We start from the raw sequence: 17,385 nt of genomic DNA on the forward strand, positions 1-17,385 counted from the left end.
CTGCTGCCCCAACCCGGACGGAGGTTTAGTGCCTTTTTGCGGCGGCTTGAAGCCGAAACACGCAACATCCCCTCAATCCGTCGGCAAGCGATAGTCCCTGAACTGCTGACGCAAGGTGATCTTCTGGATCTTGCCGGTGGCGGTGTGCGGTATCTCACCGACGAAAGCGACGTCGTCCGGCACCCACCATTTGGCCACCTTGCCATCCATGAAATCGAGAATCTCGGCCTTGGTCGGTTCCTTGCCCGGCTTGGCGACTACGACCAGCAAGGGCCGCTCGCCCCATTTCGAATGCTGGACGCCGATGGCCGCCGCTTCCGCTACATCGGGGTGGCCGACGGCCAGATTCTCCAGGTCGATGGTCGAAATCCATTCGCCGCCGGACTTGATGACGTCCTTGGCGCGGTCGGTGATCTGCATGTAGCCCCCGGCATCGATATGAGCGACGTCTCCGGTATCGAACCAGCCATCCTCATCGAACTGCTCCGCGCCCACACCGCCATAATAGGCGCGAGCGACTGCCGGACCGCGTACCTTGAGCCGGCCAAACGTCTTGCCGTCCCAGGGCTGCGCGTTGTCGTCGTCGTCGGTCACCTTCATTTCGACGCCGAAGGGCGGGTAACCCTGCTTGCTCTGGACGTCGAGCCGAGCCTCGCCGTCAAGGTCTGCATAGTCCGGCTTCAAGGTGCACAGCGTGCCGAGCGGCGACATTTCGGTCATGCCCCAGGCGTGGATGACCTGGACACCGTAATTGTTCTGGAACTTCGTCATGATCGCGCGCGGGCACGACGAGCCGCCGATCACGACCTTGTTGAGATGGGGAAGTGTCTTGCCGGTCTCCTCCAGATATTGGAGCAACATCATCCACACGGTCGGCACGGCGGCGCTGAATGTGACCTTCTCCTGGTCGAGCAACTCATAGATCGAGGCACCGTCCATCTTGCAGCCAGGCATGACCAGCTTGGAGCCCATCATCGGGCCGCTCTGGCCAAGGCCCCAGGCATTGGCGTGGAACATCGGCACCACCGGCAGGATCGTGTCGCGCGCCGACAGGCCCATGGCGTCGGGCATGGCCGCGATCATGGCATGAAGCACGTTCGAGCGATGGCTGTAGACGACGCCCTTGGGGTCACCCGTCGTGCCGGACGTATAGCACATGCCGGCGGCGGTGCCTTCGTCGAAGGTCTTCCAGGTGAAGTCGCCATCGACCTCATCGAGCCAGTCCTCGTAGGCTACGACACCGGGCAAGGTCGTTTGCGGCATGTGCGCCTTGTCGGTGAGCACGATCACCTTCTTCAGCGATTTGACGGCACCAGCGATCTTCTCGAGCAACGGGATGAAGGTGATGTCGACGAAAACGGCCTTGTCCTCGGCGTGGTTCATGATCCAGACGATCTGTTCTGGAAACAGGCGCGGATTGAGGGTGTGGTAGATAGCGCCGATGCCCATGGTGCCATACCAGGCCTCGATGTGGCGGGCGGTGTTCCAGGCCAGCGTCGCGATGCGGTCGCCCAAGGCAAAACCGTCGCGCTCCAAGCGCTGGGCGACCTTGAGGGAACGACGATGGATGTCGGCGTAGGTGGTGCGCACGATCGGCCCCTCGATCGAACGCGACACGATCTCGCGCACACCATGCTGCCTTTCAGCGTTGTCGATCAGCTTGTGGCACAGCAGCGGCCATTCCTGCATCAATCCCAGCATGCCGTTCCCTCCCTCACGCTTTTCGCCCCCGAGCTTTTCGCTTCACCCTTTTGATCGCATTGTGAAGCGAACCCGGGAATTGTCCAGCCATCCAGGAGCGCAGCGGACGAAATTCGGAGTTCGACCCGTATTGGCAAACGATTGAATCCGGACGCTTTTTGAGTCCATTTGGCTGGTCCTGCCGCCAGTCGAATGTCAGGGGCTTCAAATACGTTTGCATCGAGGTAAACTCCGGTGATCGGACCGACAGCAAAAAGCGCCACAATCCGGCCATCGTCGGTGTTAAGTTTCGTTAACGGGCAAAGGGGTGCGATTGGCGACTGAAAGAGGTTCGCATGGACACGCTCGACGATAAGGTTCTCGAGAGTACACTTGCCGAAAGCCTGGCCGATCTGGTGCCGGACGAAAAGACTGTTTCCGAAGACGAGTTCGTCGAAGTTGTCGGCGGCGCGCTCGAAGCGGTCGGCGGCACGCTGCTGTTCAAGATGTGCGTCCAGAACGAAGGGGAAGGCCAGCACGTCGCGGCGGCATCCGTCGGCGATGGCGGCAATCGCCAGTTCCTCCTGCTCACCTTGCCAACCGGCGGCGGGGCGCTGAAAGTCGAGACCATTTCGAGAAGCAGCAACCCGGTGGCGGGCATCGCGGCCGCCTATGCCGGGCTGATGGACGCCTTCAAAACCGCCGCCTGAATTTCCGCGGCAACCCGAAGGCTATCTTGCGCCACGCACGAGCGCATGGCGTCTGTTTTGTTTGCGACTACGGGCTTGCGCAATCCGGCCGTCCACCACACTTAAGGTCGGGGCAAGAGGAACCAGCATGGACAAGATCGCCAACCCGGCACCCGGCTTTCAGCGCAATCCCGACAAGATCATCACGATAGAGCCCTATTCCGGCACCGTCACGGTCCGCGCCGGCGATACGGTCATCGCTTCGTCCGCGAAGGCGAAGGTGCTGACGGAGGCCCCTTACCCCGCCGCCTTCTACATTCCGTTCGCCGACATCGATTTCGACAAGCTCAGCCGAACGGACCACTCGACCCACTGCCCCTACAAGGGTGACGCCAGCTATTGGAGCGTGCTGCCGGCGGGCGAAGCGGGCAAGGATGCGATGTGGGCCTACCGCCAACCGTTCGACGAGATGACCGACATCCGCGACCACGGCGCGTTCTACGCCAGCAAGGTCACCATCGAAGCCAAGCCGGACTGAACGCTTCAGCCCGAAGGCACTTGAGAGTGCATTGAGGTTCAGATCCGACCCTCGCCGCCGACGAGAGGGCTGGCACCCTCTCCCGGCGGTCCGTTCTCGACCCTTCGGCAACGAAAGTCATAAGACAAGCAATTCCAGGAAAAGTGCGCAGCGGTTTTCCCGGGAGAAGCGCGTAGCGCTTCCCCTCGGGAATTGCGTAAAAACAAGAAGTTAGAGCGGGTCAGACATTCTATCGAACACTGAACCGCTCTCGATCGGTTTTGAACCGTTCTACTCGGTGGTGCCGTGATTGCCCGTCCCATCGGCGTCGTCGAGCCGCACGAAGGTCATGCCCTTGTCCTTGAGCGCCAGCAGGCCCTGGACAACGCCCTCGCCTGCGGCATGGGTCGGCTGGTTGATATGAGCGATGATGACGTCGCCATCCTTGGCCGCGGCGATACGCTTGGCCGTCTCCTTGGCGCCGAGCAGCGAGCCGCCATCGCCATTGATCGAGAAGCCGGCAATCTTGAAGCCGAGCTTGCGGATCATTGCAATGGCCGAGGGGCTATATTCGGCGGTTGCGCCGCGGAACCATTTCGGCGCCGGCTCGCCGGTCCCGGCAAGTGCGGCGGCGCCCGACTCGACCTCGGCCGCTACCGCTTCGGGACTGCCGGCGCTGCGTATGCCATAGATTTTCTGTGGCGTGTCGACCGCCGGAACATGGCGGCCGCCGTGATTTTCCAGTTCGAACAGGTCGGGATGTGCCCGCATGATCGCGACGGCCTCGGCGTTGCGCTTCAGCCAGATGCCGGTGACGAAAATGGTGGCCGGTATCCTGTTGTCCACCAGCGCCGAGAGAATGCGCGTGTCGGTCTTGCCGCCGCAGGCATCGAGCGTGAGCGCGACGCGACCGGTTCCGCTTGCAGCCGGCTTGATGTGCAGCGTGGGTTCGACCAGCGGCGCGGCATGGGCGCTGGATAGCAGCGCTATCGACATGGCGATCATGCAGAGATTTTTTTGCAGCAGACGCATCGAACCCGAATTCCTGACCGGCGATTTCAAGCCGGTAACCCAAAACCCGCATGAAGGCGGAAATCGGGACGATGGATAGCAGAAAAACGCCTGGCGCGGCAATTTGACCGACTGAGAACGAGCTGTTGGACGACAGCCTTGCCGATCGATCACCGCTCAGACAGCGCGTTCCTGTTTCATCTCGGTGCGCGCCAGAACCTCGCGCGCCGCTTCGACGACCGGCTTCACCTCCAGGCGCCAAACGCAGCACGCCTTGCTGGGGTCGGTCCGGCGGCACAGATCCTTGGCCACGCAATCACATGGCATTGACGGCCGAAGCGCGATGCTGGGCACGCCGACAGGTCCCCAGCGCGACGGATTGGTCAGGCCGAAAAGGCCGACAACCGGGGTACCCGCGGCAGCGGCCATGTGCATCGGGCCGCTTTCGTTGCCAAGAAACATCCGGGCCTGTTCCAGGACCGCCAGCAGGCTCTCGAGCGACAGCTCTCCAACCAGGTCGACCACCTGCGTCGCCGTCCCGGCGACGATCCGCGCGGCGGCTTCACGTTCGTCTGGCCCCCCGACCAGGACGACACCCAGTCCGGTTTCGGCCGCGATCTCGTCAATCGCCTCCGCGAACCGTTCGGGCTGCCATTGCCGGCCCTTGAAACTGGCGCCCGCATGCACGGCGATGAAGGCGTTCGGGTGGATATGGTGCCTGCCCAGGAGCGCCAGGGCTTTCTCGGCCTCGAATGGCAGCGGCTTGATGCTCGGTACCGTGGCGTGCAGATCGATGCCGAGTGCTTCAAGAGGGGAGAGATAGCGATAGACAAAATGCTGGCCGCCAAACCCGAATGGCTTGGCAAACACATTGGCGGGCTGCCGCTCCAACAGCTTCAGCGGCCTCTCGGAAGGATTGTAGCCGACGCGTGTCCTGGCGTTGACGAACCCGCTGACAAGCCGAGAGGTCTTGGAATCGGTCAGGTCGATCGTCAGGTCGAAGCGAAAGCCACGCAGCGCCCGCACCACGGCATAGAGCTCTTTTGCGCGTTGCAGTAGGGTACCCCGCATGCTGGCCCGCCTGAACGCAACCACCTCGGAAGCGATGCCATGCGCAACCACGAAGCTCTCGAAATGTGCTTCGCAGAGGAACACGATCCTGGCGCCGGGGAATTCGAGCCGCAGGTTCCTGGCGAGTGTCGAGGCGAGGACGATATCGCCTACGAACTTCGTTTGAATGATCAGGATCGAGCGGATCGGAGCGGGTGATATCTGCAACATCTGTTTCCGGGAGCAATTGGCGGTCATCCGTAAATTGGTCGAGAACAGTGTCGAGATTACGCTATGTCGCCAGCACGTTCACGTGAATTTTCCTACAAACCTTAAGCTCCGTACCAGTCTATCCACGCCCCGTCTTCGCCGCATGCACCGCGGCCTGCGCGGCCGCCAGCCTGGCGATCGGCACGCGGTAGGGCGAGCAGGAGACGTAGTCGAGCCCGACCTCCTCGCAGAAGCGGATCGACGAGGGATCACCGCCATGCTCGCCGCAAATGCCAAGCTTGATGCCGGGCCGCGTCGCCCTGCCCTTTTGCGCCGCCATGCGTACCAGTTCACCGACACCGTCAATGTCGAGCGAGACGAACGGATCCTGCTCGATGATGCCCTTCTGGCGGTAGGTTTCCAGGAAGGACGCCGCATCGTCGCGCGAGATGCCGAAGGTGGTCTGGGTGAGGTCGTTGGTGCCGAAGGAGAAGAACTCGGCCGACTCGGCGATGACATGGGCGCGGATCGCCGCGCGGGGGAGCTCAATCATGGTTCCAGTGAGGTAGTCGATCTTGACGCCGCTCTCATCCATGACGCTCTTGGCGACCGCATCGATGCGCGCCTTCACATAATCGAGTTCCTTCACCAGGCCGACCAGCGGCACCATGATCTCGGGCACCACCAGCGCGCCGGCTTTCTTCCCGGCCTCGACAGCGGCCTCGAAAATGGCGCGCGCCTGCATCTCGGCGATCTCCGGGTAAGAGACGGCGAGCCGACAGCCGCGATGGCCGAGCATCGGATTGAATTCGTGCAGCGCCTCGGTGCGCTGCCTGAGCTTGTCGGGCGACACGTTCATGGCGACCGCGACCTCGGCGAGTTCGGCTTCGGTCTTGGGCAGGAATTCGTGCAGCGGCGGATCGAGCAGGCGGATCGTCACCGGCAGGCCGGCCATGATTTCGAACAGTTCCAGAAAATCCGAGCGCTGCATGGGCAGAAGCTTGGCCAGCGCGGCGCGCCGGTCCTTCTCGGTGTCGGCCAGGATCATCTCGCGCATGGCGACGATGCGCGCGCCGTCGAAGAACATGTGTTCGGTCCGACAAAGCCCGATGCCTTCGGCGCCGAAGGAGCGCGCCATGCGGGCATCGAGAGGCGTTTCGGCGTTGGTGCGCACCTTCATGCGGCGAACCGCGTCCGCCCACTCCATGATGGCCGCGAAATCGCCTGACAATTCCGGCTGCAGCATCGCCACGGAGCCCTTGAGCACCTGGCCGTTACCGCCGTCGATGGTGATGATGTCGCCCTTGCGGAAGGTCTGGCCCATCGAGAGCAGCGTGCCGGCCCTGTAGTCGACGCGCAGCGAGCCGGCGCCGGACACACAAGGCTTGCCCATGCCGCGCGCGACAACCGCCGCGTGGCTGGTCATGCCGCCGCGCGTGGTCAGGATACCTTCGGCCGCGTGCATGCCGTGGATATCTTCCGGACTGGTCTCTATGCGCACCAGGATCGCCTTGCGCCCTTGCGTCTTCAGGTCCTCGGCATCGCCGGAGGAAAAGACGATCTCACCGGTGGCGGCCCCGGGGGACGCCGGCAGGCCGACGCCAATGACGTCGCGCGCGGCTTTCGGGTCGATGGTCGGGTGCAGCAACTGGTCAAGCGAAGCCGGATCAATGCGCGTGACCGCTTCCTCCTTGGTGATCAGTCCGTCCCTGGCCATTTCGACGGCAATCCTGAGCGCCGCCTTGGCGGTACGCTTGCCGGAACGGGTCTGCAGCATCCACAACTTGCCGCGCTCGATGGTGAATTCGAGATCCTGCATGTCGCGATAGTGCTTTTCCAGGCTGTCGGAAATGGTGACGAACGACTGGAAGGCGTCCGGCATCAGCTTCTGCAGTGACGGCTTGTCGGAACCCGCCGCGATGCGCGCCGCCTCGGTGATGTTCTGCGGCGTGCGGATGCCGGCAACGACATCCTCGCCCTGCGCGTTGACCAGGAACTCGCCATAGAGCTGCTTTTCGCCGGTCGACGGGTTGCGGGTGAAGGCAACGCCGGTGGCCGAGGTCTCGCCCATATTGCCGAACACCATGGCCTGAACATTGACCGCCGTGCCCCAGCTTTCGGGAATATCGTGCAGGCGCCGGTAGGTGATGGCGCGGTTGTTCATCCAGCTCGAAAACACGGCGCCGATCGCGCCCCAGAGCTGCTCGTGCGGATCCTGCGGGAACGGCCGGCCGAGCTCTTCCTCGACCTTGGCTTTGTAGAGCGCGATGACGCCTTGCCATTCGATGGCCGTCAGCTCGGTGTCGAGTTCATGGCCGAGGCTGGCTTTCTGGTCTTCCAGGATTTCCTCGAACACCTCGTGATCGAGGCCCATGACGACATCGGAATACATCTGGATGAAACGGCGGTAGCTGTCATAGGCAAAGCGCGCATCGCCGGAATCGGAGGCCAGGGCCTCGACCGTCTCGTCGTTCAATCCGAGATTGAGCACCGTGTCCATCATGCCGGGCATCGACGCCCGGGCGCCGGAACGCACCGAAACCAGGAGCAGCTTCGAAGGGTCGCCGAACCGGCGGCCGGTCAGCCGGCCGATATGGTCGAGCGCGACAGCGACGTCGGCTTCCAATCCCGCCGGGTAGGTACGGCCATTGGCATAGTAGGCATTGCAGACCTCGGTGGTGATCGTAAAACCCGGCGGCACCGGCAGGCCCAGGCTGCACATCTCGGCCAGATTGGCGCCCTTGCCGCCCAGCAGATTCTTGTCGCCGGCACGGCCTTCCGCCGCACCATCGCCAAAGGTGAAAACCCATTTGGTCATGCTTTGCTCTCCGGTTGCAGGAGATTGGAAAGATTGGCGAAACGGAAAGCTCCGCCCGTGTCCGACTTTGGAGCGATATGATGCTGCAGTGCGAAAGGCAAGCGCCGGCCAAAGCCGTCGGGTCGCTACAATCGATTAAGAAAAAGCCATGCCCCCGGATGCGTCAAAAAGACTTGCCACCTCAATGTTCGATATCTAGAACATAAAGGGAACAAAGAGGTGTCCCATGAAACGGCCTGGAAAACTGGACTATCTGGAAATGCCGGCGACCGGCGGCACGCTGGACCGGCTGAAGGGCTTCTACAGCGCTGCCTTTGGATGGTCGTTCACCGACTATGGACCAACCTATTCGGCCTTTGCCGAGGGGCTGGAAGGAGGTTTTCAGGCTGATGCAGGGGAAGCGCCGGCCAAGCCGCTGCCTGTGCTTTACAGTGAGAATCTGGAAGAAACCCTTCGCGCGGTCGAAAGCGCCGGCGGAACGATCGTCAAGCCGATATTCCCATTCCCCGGCGGCCGACGCTTCCACTTCGTCGACCCAGCCGGCAACGAGTTGGCCGTGTGGTCCGTATAGTCCGCTTGTGGATCATCTGGAGGCAATCGCACTGCTGGTCAGGCGAGTGCCTTCGCGGCTGCTCATAAGCATTGTGCTTTTCGGCTGCTCTGCTAATAACGCGCCGCACAGCGACTCTGACGGCTATTGGGGCGTCGCCAAGTGGTAAGGCATCGGTTTTTGGTACCGACATTCCCAGGTTCGAATCCTGGCGCCCCAGCCAAGCGCAGCACGCACCGAATCGGCCCTGCTCAAAAACGCCGCGCCAAGCGCACTTTATTTGCAGGCATGCGTACTCATCAGGATATTGTCAGAACAAGCGTCCTGTTGGCCATCTCCGTATCCTGTCTCGGTGTTTCAAGTTTCAATACCGGCACTTGGTCCCCACCAGCGTCTCAAATGTGTGCCATTTTTGCTACATTCTTTGGCCGTCTGTCTGGATTCTGTGATTTAGTCACAGCTTAATAATGAAACGCTCACGGTAATTTGCAAGATAGTCAACAAGGCCAGGCGCCAAGCCCGGCTGGGGCGCTCTTAACAAAGCGCGGGGAAACGTGGGTGGGAAAATGAAGACGACAGGTCTGTCGACCAAGGTCATGAGCGTTGGTCTCTTGATGACGGCTACCATGCTGAGTTGCTGGAGCGCGCATGCACTGACACTCAAGGAGGCCATGGCGGTTGCGGTGGAATCCAATCCGGAAATCGGCCAGGCCATCGAAAACCGTGAGGCGATCGAGTTCGAACTGAGACAGGCAAAAGGGCTTTATCTCCCAAGCGTCGATGTCGAGGCATCCGCTGGTGCTCGCCGTCTGGACAACTCCTCCCGCCGCGCGCTCTCCATCGAGCACGACGCTCTTTATCCCGCGGAGACCGACCTGACAGTTTCGCAAACGCTTTATGATAGTGGCGCAAGGCGAGCCGAACTCAACCGTCAGGCCTCGCGGGTCGATGGCGCCTCGTTCCGCGTGCTGGAGCGATCCGAGTTCATCGGGCTGTCGGTTGTCCAGGATTACCTGGAATACATGCTTCAGGCCTCGATCGTGGCAGAGGCAAAGAAGAATCTGGGCTTTCACCAAGCGATTCTCCACGACATCAGGGAAGGCATAGCAGGCGGCGGGTTGAACGAAGCCGACCGGCAACAGGCGGAGGAGCGCTTGTTCGCGGCCAAGGCCCGCATGCAGGAAGCCGCCGAGGAACTCGAGGCCTCGAGGATCCGCTTCTTCAAGACCGTTGGGAAGCCGCTGACCAATGCATCGCGGCCAGGCGATGTTTCCTCTGCGCTGCCAAGGTCGCTGGACGACGCACTGGGCATTGCGCGGGAGAACAATCCGCGCGTCCACATGGCCAATAGCGATATTTCCGCCGCCGCCTCGCAGGTTGACGCCGCGCGGGCGAAATACGGCCCTTCGGTCGTCGCCGAAGGCGTTGCCCGGGCCGGATACGACATTGACGGCGACAATGGAGACACGTCCGATCTGCAAGCACGGGTGGTGCTGCGGTGGAATCTGTACCGGGGCGGCATCGACAAAGCCAATGAGCAGGAGCAGATCCGCCGCGCCAGCGAGCAGCGGCTTGGGCTGCATCAGGTTCTGCGGGAGATCGAAGAAGCCGTTCGCACGTCGTGGGATCGCCGCTTCCGGCAAGCCGATCTGGCAAAGACCCTGAAGCTGCAAGCCGCTACCAACGAGAAGCTGGTTGCTTCTTATCGCGAGCAGTTCAAGGTCGGACAGCGCTCGCTGCTCGATGTGCTGGATGCGCAGAATACGCGGTTCAACACAGCGACGCTGGCGGACACCGCGTCCTACGCATCGCTCTTTGCGCAATATCGGCTTCTGGCAGCGACCGGGCAGTTGCTGAAAACGATGGACATCCATCCGCCGAAGCAGGCCACGGCCTACGCCAAAGATGAATTTGCGGTTCCGGAGACCGCGGACACCGAAACCTATGCACGGACCCCGTCGGAACAGACGAACGATATACCCTTCGACATCCTTGCCCCGGTCAGGAAGAAGTGAGCCGGTGTAAGGGAGGTTGAGGGTCCTGGCGGGCGGATCGTGAATCAGCAGCCACATATTCTGTCGCCCAAGGAGGCGTTCAAGGCCTGCTTTTCGGCGATTGCGGCCTATCTCGGCAGGCCGAGTGCGGAGACCGTGCTGTTTGCCGGGGTGCCGATTTCGGACACGCGCATCGAGGTCACCGAGATCCGGCATCTTGCCGAACGCATCGGTCTCGAGACCCACGAATTCAATCATCGCGACTTCCTGCGCGGTCGCGTCGATCTTCCGGCAATTATCTTCCGTGTCAGCCAGTTGCCGATCGCCCTGCTGGCCGAAATCGATGGCGACGGGTATCTCACGGCGCCGCAGGAAGACGGGCGCACGACTATCGGCAAATCCGAGCTGGCCGCGAGTTACATCAGTGGCGGCGTATCCTTCTCGATCACCTATGCCAACGCCACCGAAGGCATGAAGGTCGGGTCGGCGCAGCAGATCGAACGGCGCCATTGGCTGACGGGAACGATGGGCGCTTTCTGGCGCACCTATTCGAAGGTCGTGCTGTCGGCGATTTTCATCAACCTGCTGGCCATCGCCTCGCCGATCTTCACCATGAACGTCTATGACCGTATATTGCCGAACAAGGCGATATCGACGCTCTGGGTGTTGGCGATCGGTATCGGTGCCGTCATTCTCTTCGACCTGCTCCTGAAGACGGCCCGCGCCTCGCTCATCGACTATGCCGGGCGCAAGGCGGACCTGCGGATATCGTATCTGCTGTTCGAGAAGGTGCTGAATTCATCCTTGTCCGCGCGACCTGGCTCGACCGGCGAATATGCCAACCGTGTCACTCAATATGAGTTCGTCAGGGAGTTTTTCACCTCCAACACCATCAGCGTCTTCATCGACACGGCCTTTGTCTTCATCTTCCTGCTGGTCATCTACGCGATCGGCGATTGGTTGGTCATCATACCGGCCCTGGCATTTGTGGCGTCGGTAATCGTCGGCCTCGTCACGCAACATCGCATCGGCAAACGGGTCGCCGCCTCGATGAACGAAGCATCCCAGCGCCAGGCCTTGCTGGTCGAGTCCATCTCCACGCTGGAAACAATCAAGTCGCTGCGCGCCGAAGCCTATTTGCTGAGGAAGTGGGGCGAGCATTCGAAGAATGCGGCCAACACCTCCGAGAAGATCAAGCAGCTCTCGGCCGCGGCCGGCAACATCACCCAGGCCATCCAGCAGCTTGTGACGGTCGCCCTGGTCGTGGCCGGAGCCTATGCCTTTTCGGAAGGGCATGTATCGACAGGAGCCATTATCGGAACGGTGATGCTGGCGAGCCGGGCCGTGGCTCCGCTCGGCCAGATCGCGATCACCTTGTCGAGATTTCGCCAGGCCATGCTCTCCTTGAGAATGGTGAATTCCATCATGTCCCAACCGGAGGACCGGCCGGACACGGTGGGCTTTGTCAATCGCCCGATCCGCAATGGAGCGATGACGTTCAAGAATGTCGGCTTCGTCTATCCCGGATCGGAAAACGAGGTTCTGTCCGGCCTGAACTTCTCGGTGAAACCGGGCGAACGCATCGGCATCATCGGCCGCATCGGGTCGGGCAAGACGACGATGGGACGCCTGATCGGCAGGCTTTTCCTGCCGAGCTCGGGCGAGCTGCTGCTGGATGGCATCGACATCCGCCAGTATCACCCGTCGGAGGTGCGCGCCGCCGTCGGCATCGTCGCGCAAGCTGGCGATCTGTTTTCGGGCACCGTGAAGGAGAACCTGCTCATGGCATCTCCGGAGGCGACCGACGAGCAGATCATCGAAGCTGCAAAAGCCGCCGGCGTCGACGAGTTCGTCTCTCGCCATCCACGCGGCTACGACATGAATGTCGGCGAGCGAGGCACCAATCTTTCCGGCGGGCAGAGACAGACGGTGGCGATTGCCCGGCTGCTTTTGACCAAGCCGAAGATCGTCTTTCTGGATGAACCGTCCGGCTCGATGGACCTGGCTTCGGAACGACAGCTGATCAAGCAACTGAAGACCGCTTTTGACCGCAACACGACGCTGATCGTCTCGACGCATCGCTTCAGCATGCTCGAACTGGCCGATCGCCTTATTGTTGTCGAACAAGGAAGGATCGTTGCTGACGGGCCAAAAGAACAAGTCATTCAGGCGCTGCAGAGAACCAATTCCTGAATGAACAAATTATATCGGGCTAAACCCGATATAATAACGGGGCGTAGGAAATGCTTGCCAGAGAAGACCGCCCGCCGCTTTTCGCGACGGCGTCCATATTCATCATAGCGGCGCTCTTCGTCGCCTTTGTCGCCTGGTCATCATTCGCCGAGGTCGACGAGATCGCGCGTGGCGATGGCAAGGTCATACCGGCCTCCAAGACCCAGGTCATCCAGGCCAGCGAGCCGGGCGTCGTTCAGGAAATCGCCGTGAAGGTGGGGCAGGTCGTCAGGAAGAACGACCTTATCATTCGTCTCGACAATACTTTGAACACGTCCAGCCTCGGCGAACAGCAAGCCAAGGCGCGAGCCCTGCAGACACGCATCGCCAGGCTCAAATACGAACAGAGCGGCAGCATCAGCGGATCGTTTCCATGTCCGCAGGACATTCAGGCGGTGGCGCCGGAAATCTGCGACAACGAGCAAAATCTCCTCGTTGCCCGACGCGAAAACTTCGACAACAAGCTGTCGGTGCTCAAGTCGCGCCTCGACCAGCGCGAAAAGGAACTCGACGAAGCGAACGCCAATCTCGACCGATTGACAAAAAACCTGGCTGTGAGCGACCAACAGGCGACGCTGGTCGAGGCGATGGTCAAGAAGGGTCTGATGGCAAGGACCGAGCAGCTCAAGGTCGAGCAAGAGCAAACCGAACTCAACGGCCAATTAAACCTGGCCGGCGAGACGATAAAGAAAGCCAAGTCGGCGATCACCGAGGCGCAGCTCCAGGTCGAGGAACTCGGGCTGCAACTGAAGCAGGAAGCACTCGATGACCTGACGCAGGCCTTGGCCGATCTTTCGGTGGTGGACGAAACCATTCGCGGCGCGACCGACAAGGTCGCGCGAACGGATATCCGCTCGCCGGTGGACGGTATCGTCAACACGATGGAACTGAACACCGTCGGCGCCTTCGTCCAGCCCGGTACTGTCGTAGCCGGCATCGTGCCTACTTCCGAGACATTGCTGGTAGAAGCACGTGTTTCGCCCCGCGATGTCGCCTTTATCCGCCCCGATCAGGATGCCTTGATAAAAGTCACGGCTTACGACTTCTCGATCTTTGGCGGCATCGAAGGCAAGGTTTCCAACATTACCGCGGACAGCCTGGTCGATCAGAAGACGGGCGAACCCTATTATCAGGTGCGTGTTGCAACCGAGAAATCGACGCTGGTGCGAGACGGAAAGGCATATTCGATCATCCCCGGCATGATCTGTTCCGTGGATATCAAGACCGGGCGCAAGACGATCCTGAGCTACCTGCTGAAGCCGATCAACAAGGCACGTCAGGAGGCAATGAGTGAGCGATAACGCCATCTCTCCCCGGACCTTGAAAGACCGTTTGCTTCTGCCGCTCCCGACAGAAGATTTCGAGCTCGAGTTCCGCGTCGTGGCGCGCGGCGGCGTAAGGCGCGGCATCCGTCTTGAGCGGGCTTTCTGGGTTTCGCTGAAGCAGATGGCCGAGAGCCGCAAATGCACGATCGGCATGCTGGTCGACGAGATCGCCGAAAGTCACGCGGAAAAAGGAAACCTGACCTCGGCAATTCGGGTCGCCTGCATACGCGAATCGGGGAACGAGAACCTGAACCTGCGCAAGCTTGCGTCGATCAGGACGGTAAACGCCATTCTGCTTGCCTGTCCGTCGCCGGCTTTCGCCTTGGCATCGACGAAGAAGATCGTGACGTTCAATGCGTCGTTCCAGCAACTGGTCAAACGGCAGTTGCCGACAGCATTCGACCAGGACACGCGGCAGGACCTGAAGCTGGCGCTGGATCTCAACGTGGCGGATATATTCGCGCGCCTTGACACCAATGGCGACGTTGCCGTTGCGAGCGGATTTGTGATCGGTGCCGGCGAGCGCCGCTACCGGGGCCAGCTGAACGTGGTGCGCGCGCCGGTGCAGGACCTGGAATTGCTGATGGCTTTTGTCTTCAACGGATAGAGCGGCTCATCCTTTCGCGGAAACCGTTCCATCTCCTTGTTTTCACGGCAATTCCCAATGGCAAAGCGCTGCGCACTTTTCCCGGAATTGCTCTCGGCATTGAGCCGGGACAGGAAGCGACCACCTTGCCTTTACTTGACTTCCAGTAGCGCGCCTTCGCCAGGCGCGACGGTTTCGAAACCGCCCTTGACGTCGGCCATCTGCGCGGCCCCCGGCTTGGACCCGTGGATCCATGCCCGGTCGGTGCTGAACGAATACAGTGGCTGGTAGTCCGGGAGCGCGCTGTCCTTGAGCACCGTGTTGTTGAGACTGTCGAGAATGTAAGCGCCGCCTGCAGTGCTCACCGAAAGCACGGCGTGGAAGAAACCTCGCTTGCGGTCCTGGAGAACGACGAGCGACATGCTGCGTGCCGGAATGCCGGCCCTCAGCAACGCCGTCATCTTGAGGATGGCGAAGTCCTCGCAGTCACCGGCGCGATTGGCGAGGATTTCCGACGGTTTCGCCCAGTAGTCGAGCTTGCCGTAAACGACGCTGTCCTTCTTGTAGGCGATCAGGTGGTTGATGCCGCTGTTGATGAATGACAGTTTTTCGACAAAGCCCTTGCCTTGGGCGGCCGAGACCATGGCCGCGAAGGCCGGGCTCTTGTAGTCACAGGGACTGCCCGCGGTGCAACCGGTTATGGCCTGGTAGACTGGTGCCCAGCGCGCCGAAACGGGAAAATTGCGCATGGACAATGCAACCGACCCGAACACGCCCGGGATAATCGACGCAGTCTGCATCGGGTCGACCCCCCTGCCTTCTTGCGCGGTCGAGGCGCTGGAGCCGTCTTGCGCTGGAACGGGACTGTAGCCGTTCAGGACAAGGCTGATCTGGTAGGGGGCGGCCGGCTGCCAGGGCTGGTACCTTTGCAGCGAAATACCGCCGAGACCATGCGGCGCCTGGACCGTCCCAAGCAGCGCTGTTTCGGCCAGGAAATCCCTGACGACCGGCCCGGCAAGGGCTGGTTGCGCCGAGCCGGCCATCCCCACTGCCAGCAGAAGCAGCTTGAGCTTGCTCTTCCCCGGAGCATTCTTTTGTTTTTTCATGACGCCCACCTTTGACCGTGGACGCTACCAATCTTGTCTCAAATTACTGGAAAGGAAGGTGGATAACTTTCCTGTATAATCGTTTTGCTAATTTGAGTAAAATTTTACACGTATTTATACTTCTATTTACCGGATTGTTCGCATCGCTCGCGGCGAAGCGCCATGCGTCCAAGACAACATATAACTGATTATATGTTCACAGTTTACCAAGCGTAAAAAAAGTTATCGCAGGCATATCCAAATATATAGAATGGATTGATGGACCGTTGCAAAGTCGAGGCGCCACCTGTCTCTTTCCGGGAAATGCCGGAGGGGTTTAAGCTATGGCGACCAGTATTGAATTGGACAACGTTTCGAACTCGTGGGACGAGCATTCCGTCTCCAACGATCACCAGGACCTGACAGCGCCGATCCAGTTGGTGGCGCAGGCCGCACCGGCCGAGCAGGCGGCGGCACCGGCCCAAACGGCGCCGGCTTCGGCCGAACCCGTGCCCGTCGATGTCGGCGGCGGTGCGCCAGCGGCTGCTCCGCCAGCGGCAAATGCCCCACACGAATACGTCGCCGACGCAAGCAACGTCGTCAGACTTCCCGCCAATATCTCGATCGACAACATCAAGGTCGACGGGCACAACCTCGTGCTCGAGCAGGCGGACGGCTCGGTCATCGTCATCAAGGACGGCGCCCTGAATGTGCCGACCTTCATCATCGGCGAAGTCGAAGTGCCGCGCGTGGCCTTGATCGCCGCGCTGGAAGCGAGCCATGTCGATGTCGCGTTTGGCACGGATGGTTCCATCTCGGCGGGCCCGGGAGGTTCGGCCTCGAGCGCCGGCGGCAATTTCGAACAGCCTGCCGGCGGGATCGGCGACGGCTTCGGCCTTTCGGCATTGCTGCCGCCGACTGACCTGCATTTTGGGCAGCTGGATCATCGCGAGCTGTTTCCTTCCTTGGTCGACAGGGGCGTCTCCGTGGTGGCCATGTCCCTGACCGACCCTGGCCAGGCGGCCAGCGAAACCGGCCTCGATGGCGGCTCGCAACAATCGCCGGGCAGCGACGCACCAAGCAACTCCGAAACCTCCGGCGTCGGCACGATCAGCATCGACGCACCCGATGGCATCGGCTCGATCGTCATCAACGGCACCACCGTGACCGGCGTTAACCAGCAAATCGCGGGCGAGTTCGGCTACATCACGATCCTGTCGTTCGATCCTGGCACGGGTGCCATCCAGTATGACTACACGGTCACCGAGTCGGTTACCCATCCCGTTCACACGACCGGATACGACGCCAACGACACGGTTCCCGACACTTTCAGCATCACCGTCACGGATGTCGACGGCGACACCGCGAGCACGACCTTTGCCGTTGCCATCATCGATGACGTGCCGACGGCGGTTGCCGACACGGACAGCGTCTCGGAAGGCGGCACGGCGAGCGGCAACGTGATTACCGGCGTCGGCAGCGACGGCAATGCGGCCGGCGCCGACACCAAAGGTGCCGACGGCGCCGCGGTGAGTGGCGTGACGGGTTCCGGGGCAACGACGGTGGTGGGCGGCGACTTCCATGTCGTTGGCCAGTACGGCACGCTGACACTGAGCCCTGACGGCACCTATAGCTACG

At 61.1% G+C, this 17,385-nt stretch carries 13 protein-coding genes and 1 tRNA gene; 9 read left to right on the forward strand and 5 right to left on the reverse strand.

The genetic code is table 11. The features are described 5' to 3' along the window. Nucleotides 1–72 precede the first annotated feature (72 nt). Complete coding sequence (locus tag EN845_RS27535) at nucleotides 73–1,701, reverse strand: fatty-acid--CoA ligase (RefSeq protein WP_127873139.1); 1,629 nt, start codon at nucleotides 1,699–1,701, stop codon at nucleotides 73–75. Nucleotides 1,702–2,036: 335 nt separating this feature from the next. Between EN845_RS27535 and EN845_RS27540 the strand changes: the two genes are divergently transcribed. Together EN845_RS27540 and EN845_RS27545 are read left to right on the forward strand one after the other, a co-directional pair. Next, nucleotides 2,037–2,390: a hypothetical protein gene (locus EN845_RS27540; protein ID WP_127276173.1), complete on the forward strand. Its 354-nt coding sequence runs from the start codon at nucleotides 2,037–2,039 to the stop codon at nucleotides 2,388–2,390. 127 nt (nucleotides 2,391–2,517) lie between these two features. Further along, nucleotides 2,518–2,907 (forward strand): DUF427 domain-containing protein, encoded by a 390-nt coding sequence (locus EN845_RS27545; RefSeq protein WP_127276175.1) that lies wholly within the window; start codon nucleotides 2,518–2,520, stop codon nucleotides 2,905–2,907. A gap of 270 nt (nucleotides 2,908–3,177) precedes the next feature. On the opposite strand, the gene EN845_RS27550 is transcribed toward EN845_RS27545, so the two are convergent. From EN845_RS27550 to ppdK, 3 genes are all read right to left on the reverse strand, one after another. Next, nucleotides 3,178–3,918 carry a polysaccharide deacetylase family protein gene (locus EN845_RS27550; protein WP_127873138.1) on the reverse strand — a complete coding sequence of 247 codons (741 nt, stop codon included), beginning with the start codon at nucleotides 3,916–3,918 and terminating at the stop codon, nucleotides 3,178–3,180. A 156-nt stretch (nucleotides 3,919–4,074) separates the two neighbouring features. Then, nucleotides 4,075–5,178 (reverse strand): glycosyltransferase family 9 protein, encoded by a 1,104-nt coding sequence (locus EN845_RS27555; protein ID WP_127873137.1) that lies wholly within the window; start codon nucleotides 5,176–5,178, stop codon nucleotides 4,075–4,077. Between the two features lie 118 nt (nucleotides 5,179–5,296). Continuing rightward, the gene (gene ppdK / locus EN845_RS27560) at nucleotides 5,297–7,975 is read right to left on the reverse strand and encodes a pyruvate, phosphate dikinase (protein ID WP_127873136.1); all 2,679 of its coding nucleotides are present in this window, start codon (nucleotides 7,973–7,975) and stop codon (nucleotides 5,297–5,299) included. Nucleotides 7,976–8,201: 226 nt separating this feature from the next. Between ppdK and EN845_RS27565 the strand changes: the two genes are divergently transcribed. From EN845_RS27565 to EN845_RS27590, 6 genes are all read left to right on the forward strand, one after another. Further along, on the forward strand, nucleotides 8,202–8,546 hold the full coding sequence (locus tag EN845_RS27565) for a VOC family protein (protein ID WP_127276184.1): 345 nt from the start codon (nucleotides 8,202–8,204) through the stop codon (nucleotides 8,544–8,546). Between the two features lie 127 nt (nucleotides 8,547–8,673). Next, a tRNA-Gln gene (locus EN845_RS27570) sits at nucleotides 8,674–8,748 on the forward strand. A gap of 343 nt (nucleotides 8,749–9,091) precedes the next feature. Beyond that, entirely contained in the window at nucleotides 9,092–10,540 is a 1,449-nt protein-coding gene (locus EN845_RS27575; RefSeq protein WP_127276186.1) for a TolC family protein, read from the forward strand. A gap of 39 nt (nucleotides 10,541–10,579) precedes the next feature. Beyond that, nucleotides 10,580–12,712: a type I secretion system permease/ATPase gene (locus EN845_RS27580; protein ID WP_127276188.1), complete on the forward strand. Its 2,133-nt coding sequence runs from the start codon at nucleotides 10,580–10,582 to the stop codon at nucleotides 12,710–12,712. A 50-nt stretch (nucleotides 12,713–12,762) separates the two neighbouring features. After that, nucleotides 12,763–14,052: an HlyD family type I secretion periplasmic adaptor subunit gene (locus tag EN845_RS27585; protein ID WP_127873135.1), complete on the forward strand. Its 1,290-nt coding sequence runs from the start codon at nucleotides 12,763–12,765 to the stop codon at nucleotides 14,050–14,052. A gap of 79 nt (nucleotides 14,053–14,131) precedes the next feature. Further along, nucleotides 14,132–14,683 (forward strand): ribbon-helix-helix domain-containing protein, encoded by a 552-nt coding sequence (locus EN845_RS27590; protein WP_281040042.1) that lies wholly within the window; start codon nucleotides 14,132–14,134, stop codon nucleotides 14,681–14,683. Between the two features lie 131 nt (nucleotides 14,684–14,814). Here EN845_RS27590 and EN845_RS27595 read toward each other — a convergent pair whose 3' ends face one another. Beyond that, nucleotides 14,815–15,768 carry a transglutaminase-like cysteine peptidase gene (locus EN845_RS27595; RefSeq protein WP_127873134.1) on the reverse strand — a complete coding sequence of 318 codons (954 nt, stop codon included), beginning with the start codon at nucleotides 15,766–15,768 and terminating at the stop codon, nucleotides 14,815–14,817. 323 nt (nucleotides 15,769–16,091) lie between these two features. Here EN845_RS27595 and EN845_RS35560 point away from each other — a divergent pair. Continuing rightward, nucleotides 16,092–17,385 (forward strand): hypothetical protein (locus tag EN845_RS35560; protein WP_210235522.1); only part of this gene is annotated, 1,294 nt, incomplete at its 3' end.

The organism is Mesorhizobium sp. M8A.F.Ca.ET.202.01.1.1, assembly GCF_004791595.1.
Lineage (GTDB): Bacteria > Pseudomonadota > Alphaproteobacteria > Rhizobiales > Rhizobiaceae > Mesorhizobium.

Excerpts from the sequence above, each read along its gene's own strand:
- ppdK (WP_127873136.1), bottom strand. The coding sequence starts at position 7,975 with ATGACCAAATGGGTTTTCACCTTTGGCGATGGTGCGGCGGAAGGCCGT.
- EN845_RS27550 (WP_127873138.1), bottom strand. The coding sequence starts at position 3,918 with ATGCGTCTGCTGCAAAAAAATCTCTGCATGATCGCCATGTCGATAGCG.
- EN845_RS27585 (WP_127873135.1), top strand. The coding sequence starts at position 12,763 with ATGCTTGCCAGAGAAGACCGCCCGCCGCTTTTCGCGACGGCGTCCATA.
- EN845_RS27575 (WP_127276186.1), top strand. The coding sequence starts at position 9,092 with ATGAAGACGACAGGTCTGTCGACCAAGGTCATGAGCGTTGGTCTCTTG.
- EN845_RS27595 (WP_127873134.1), bottom strand. The coding sequence starts at position 15,768 with ATGAAAAAACAAAAGAATGCTCCGGGGAAGAGCAAGCTCAAGCTGCTT.
- EN845_RS27555 (WP_127873137.1), bottom strand. The coding sequence starts at position 5,178 with ATGTTGCAGATATCACCCGCTCCGATCCGCTCGATCCTGATCATTCAA.
- EN845_RS27535 (WP_127873139.1), bottom strand. The coding sequence starts at position 1,701 with ATGCTGGGATTGATGCAGGAATGGCCGCTGCTGTGCCACAAGCTGATC.
- EN845_RS27565 (WP_127276184.1), top strand. The coding sequence starts at position 8,202 with ATGAAACGGCCTGGAAAACTGGACTATCTGGAAATGCCGGCGACCGGC.
- EN845_RS27540 (WP_127276173.1), top strand. The coding sequence starts at position 2,037 with ATGGACACGCTCGACGATAAGGTTCTCGAGAGTACACTTGCCGAAAGC.
- EN845_RS27545 (WP_127276175.1), top strand. The coding sequence starts at position 2,518 with ATGGACAAGATCGCCAACCCGGCACCCGGCTTTCAGCGCAATCCCGAC.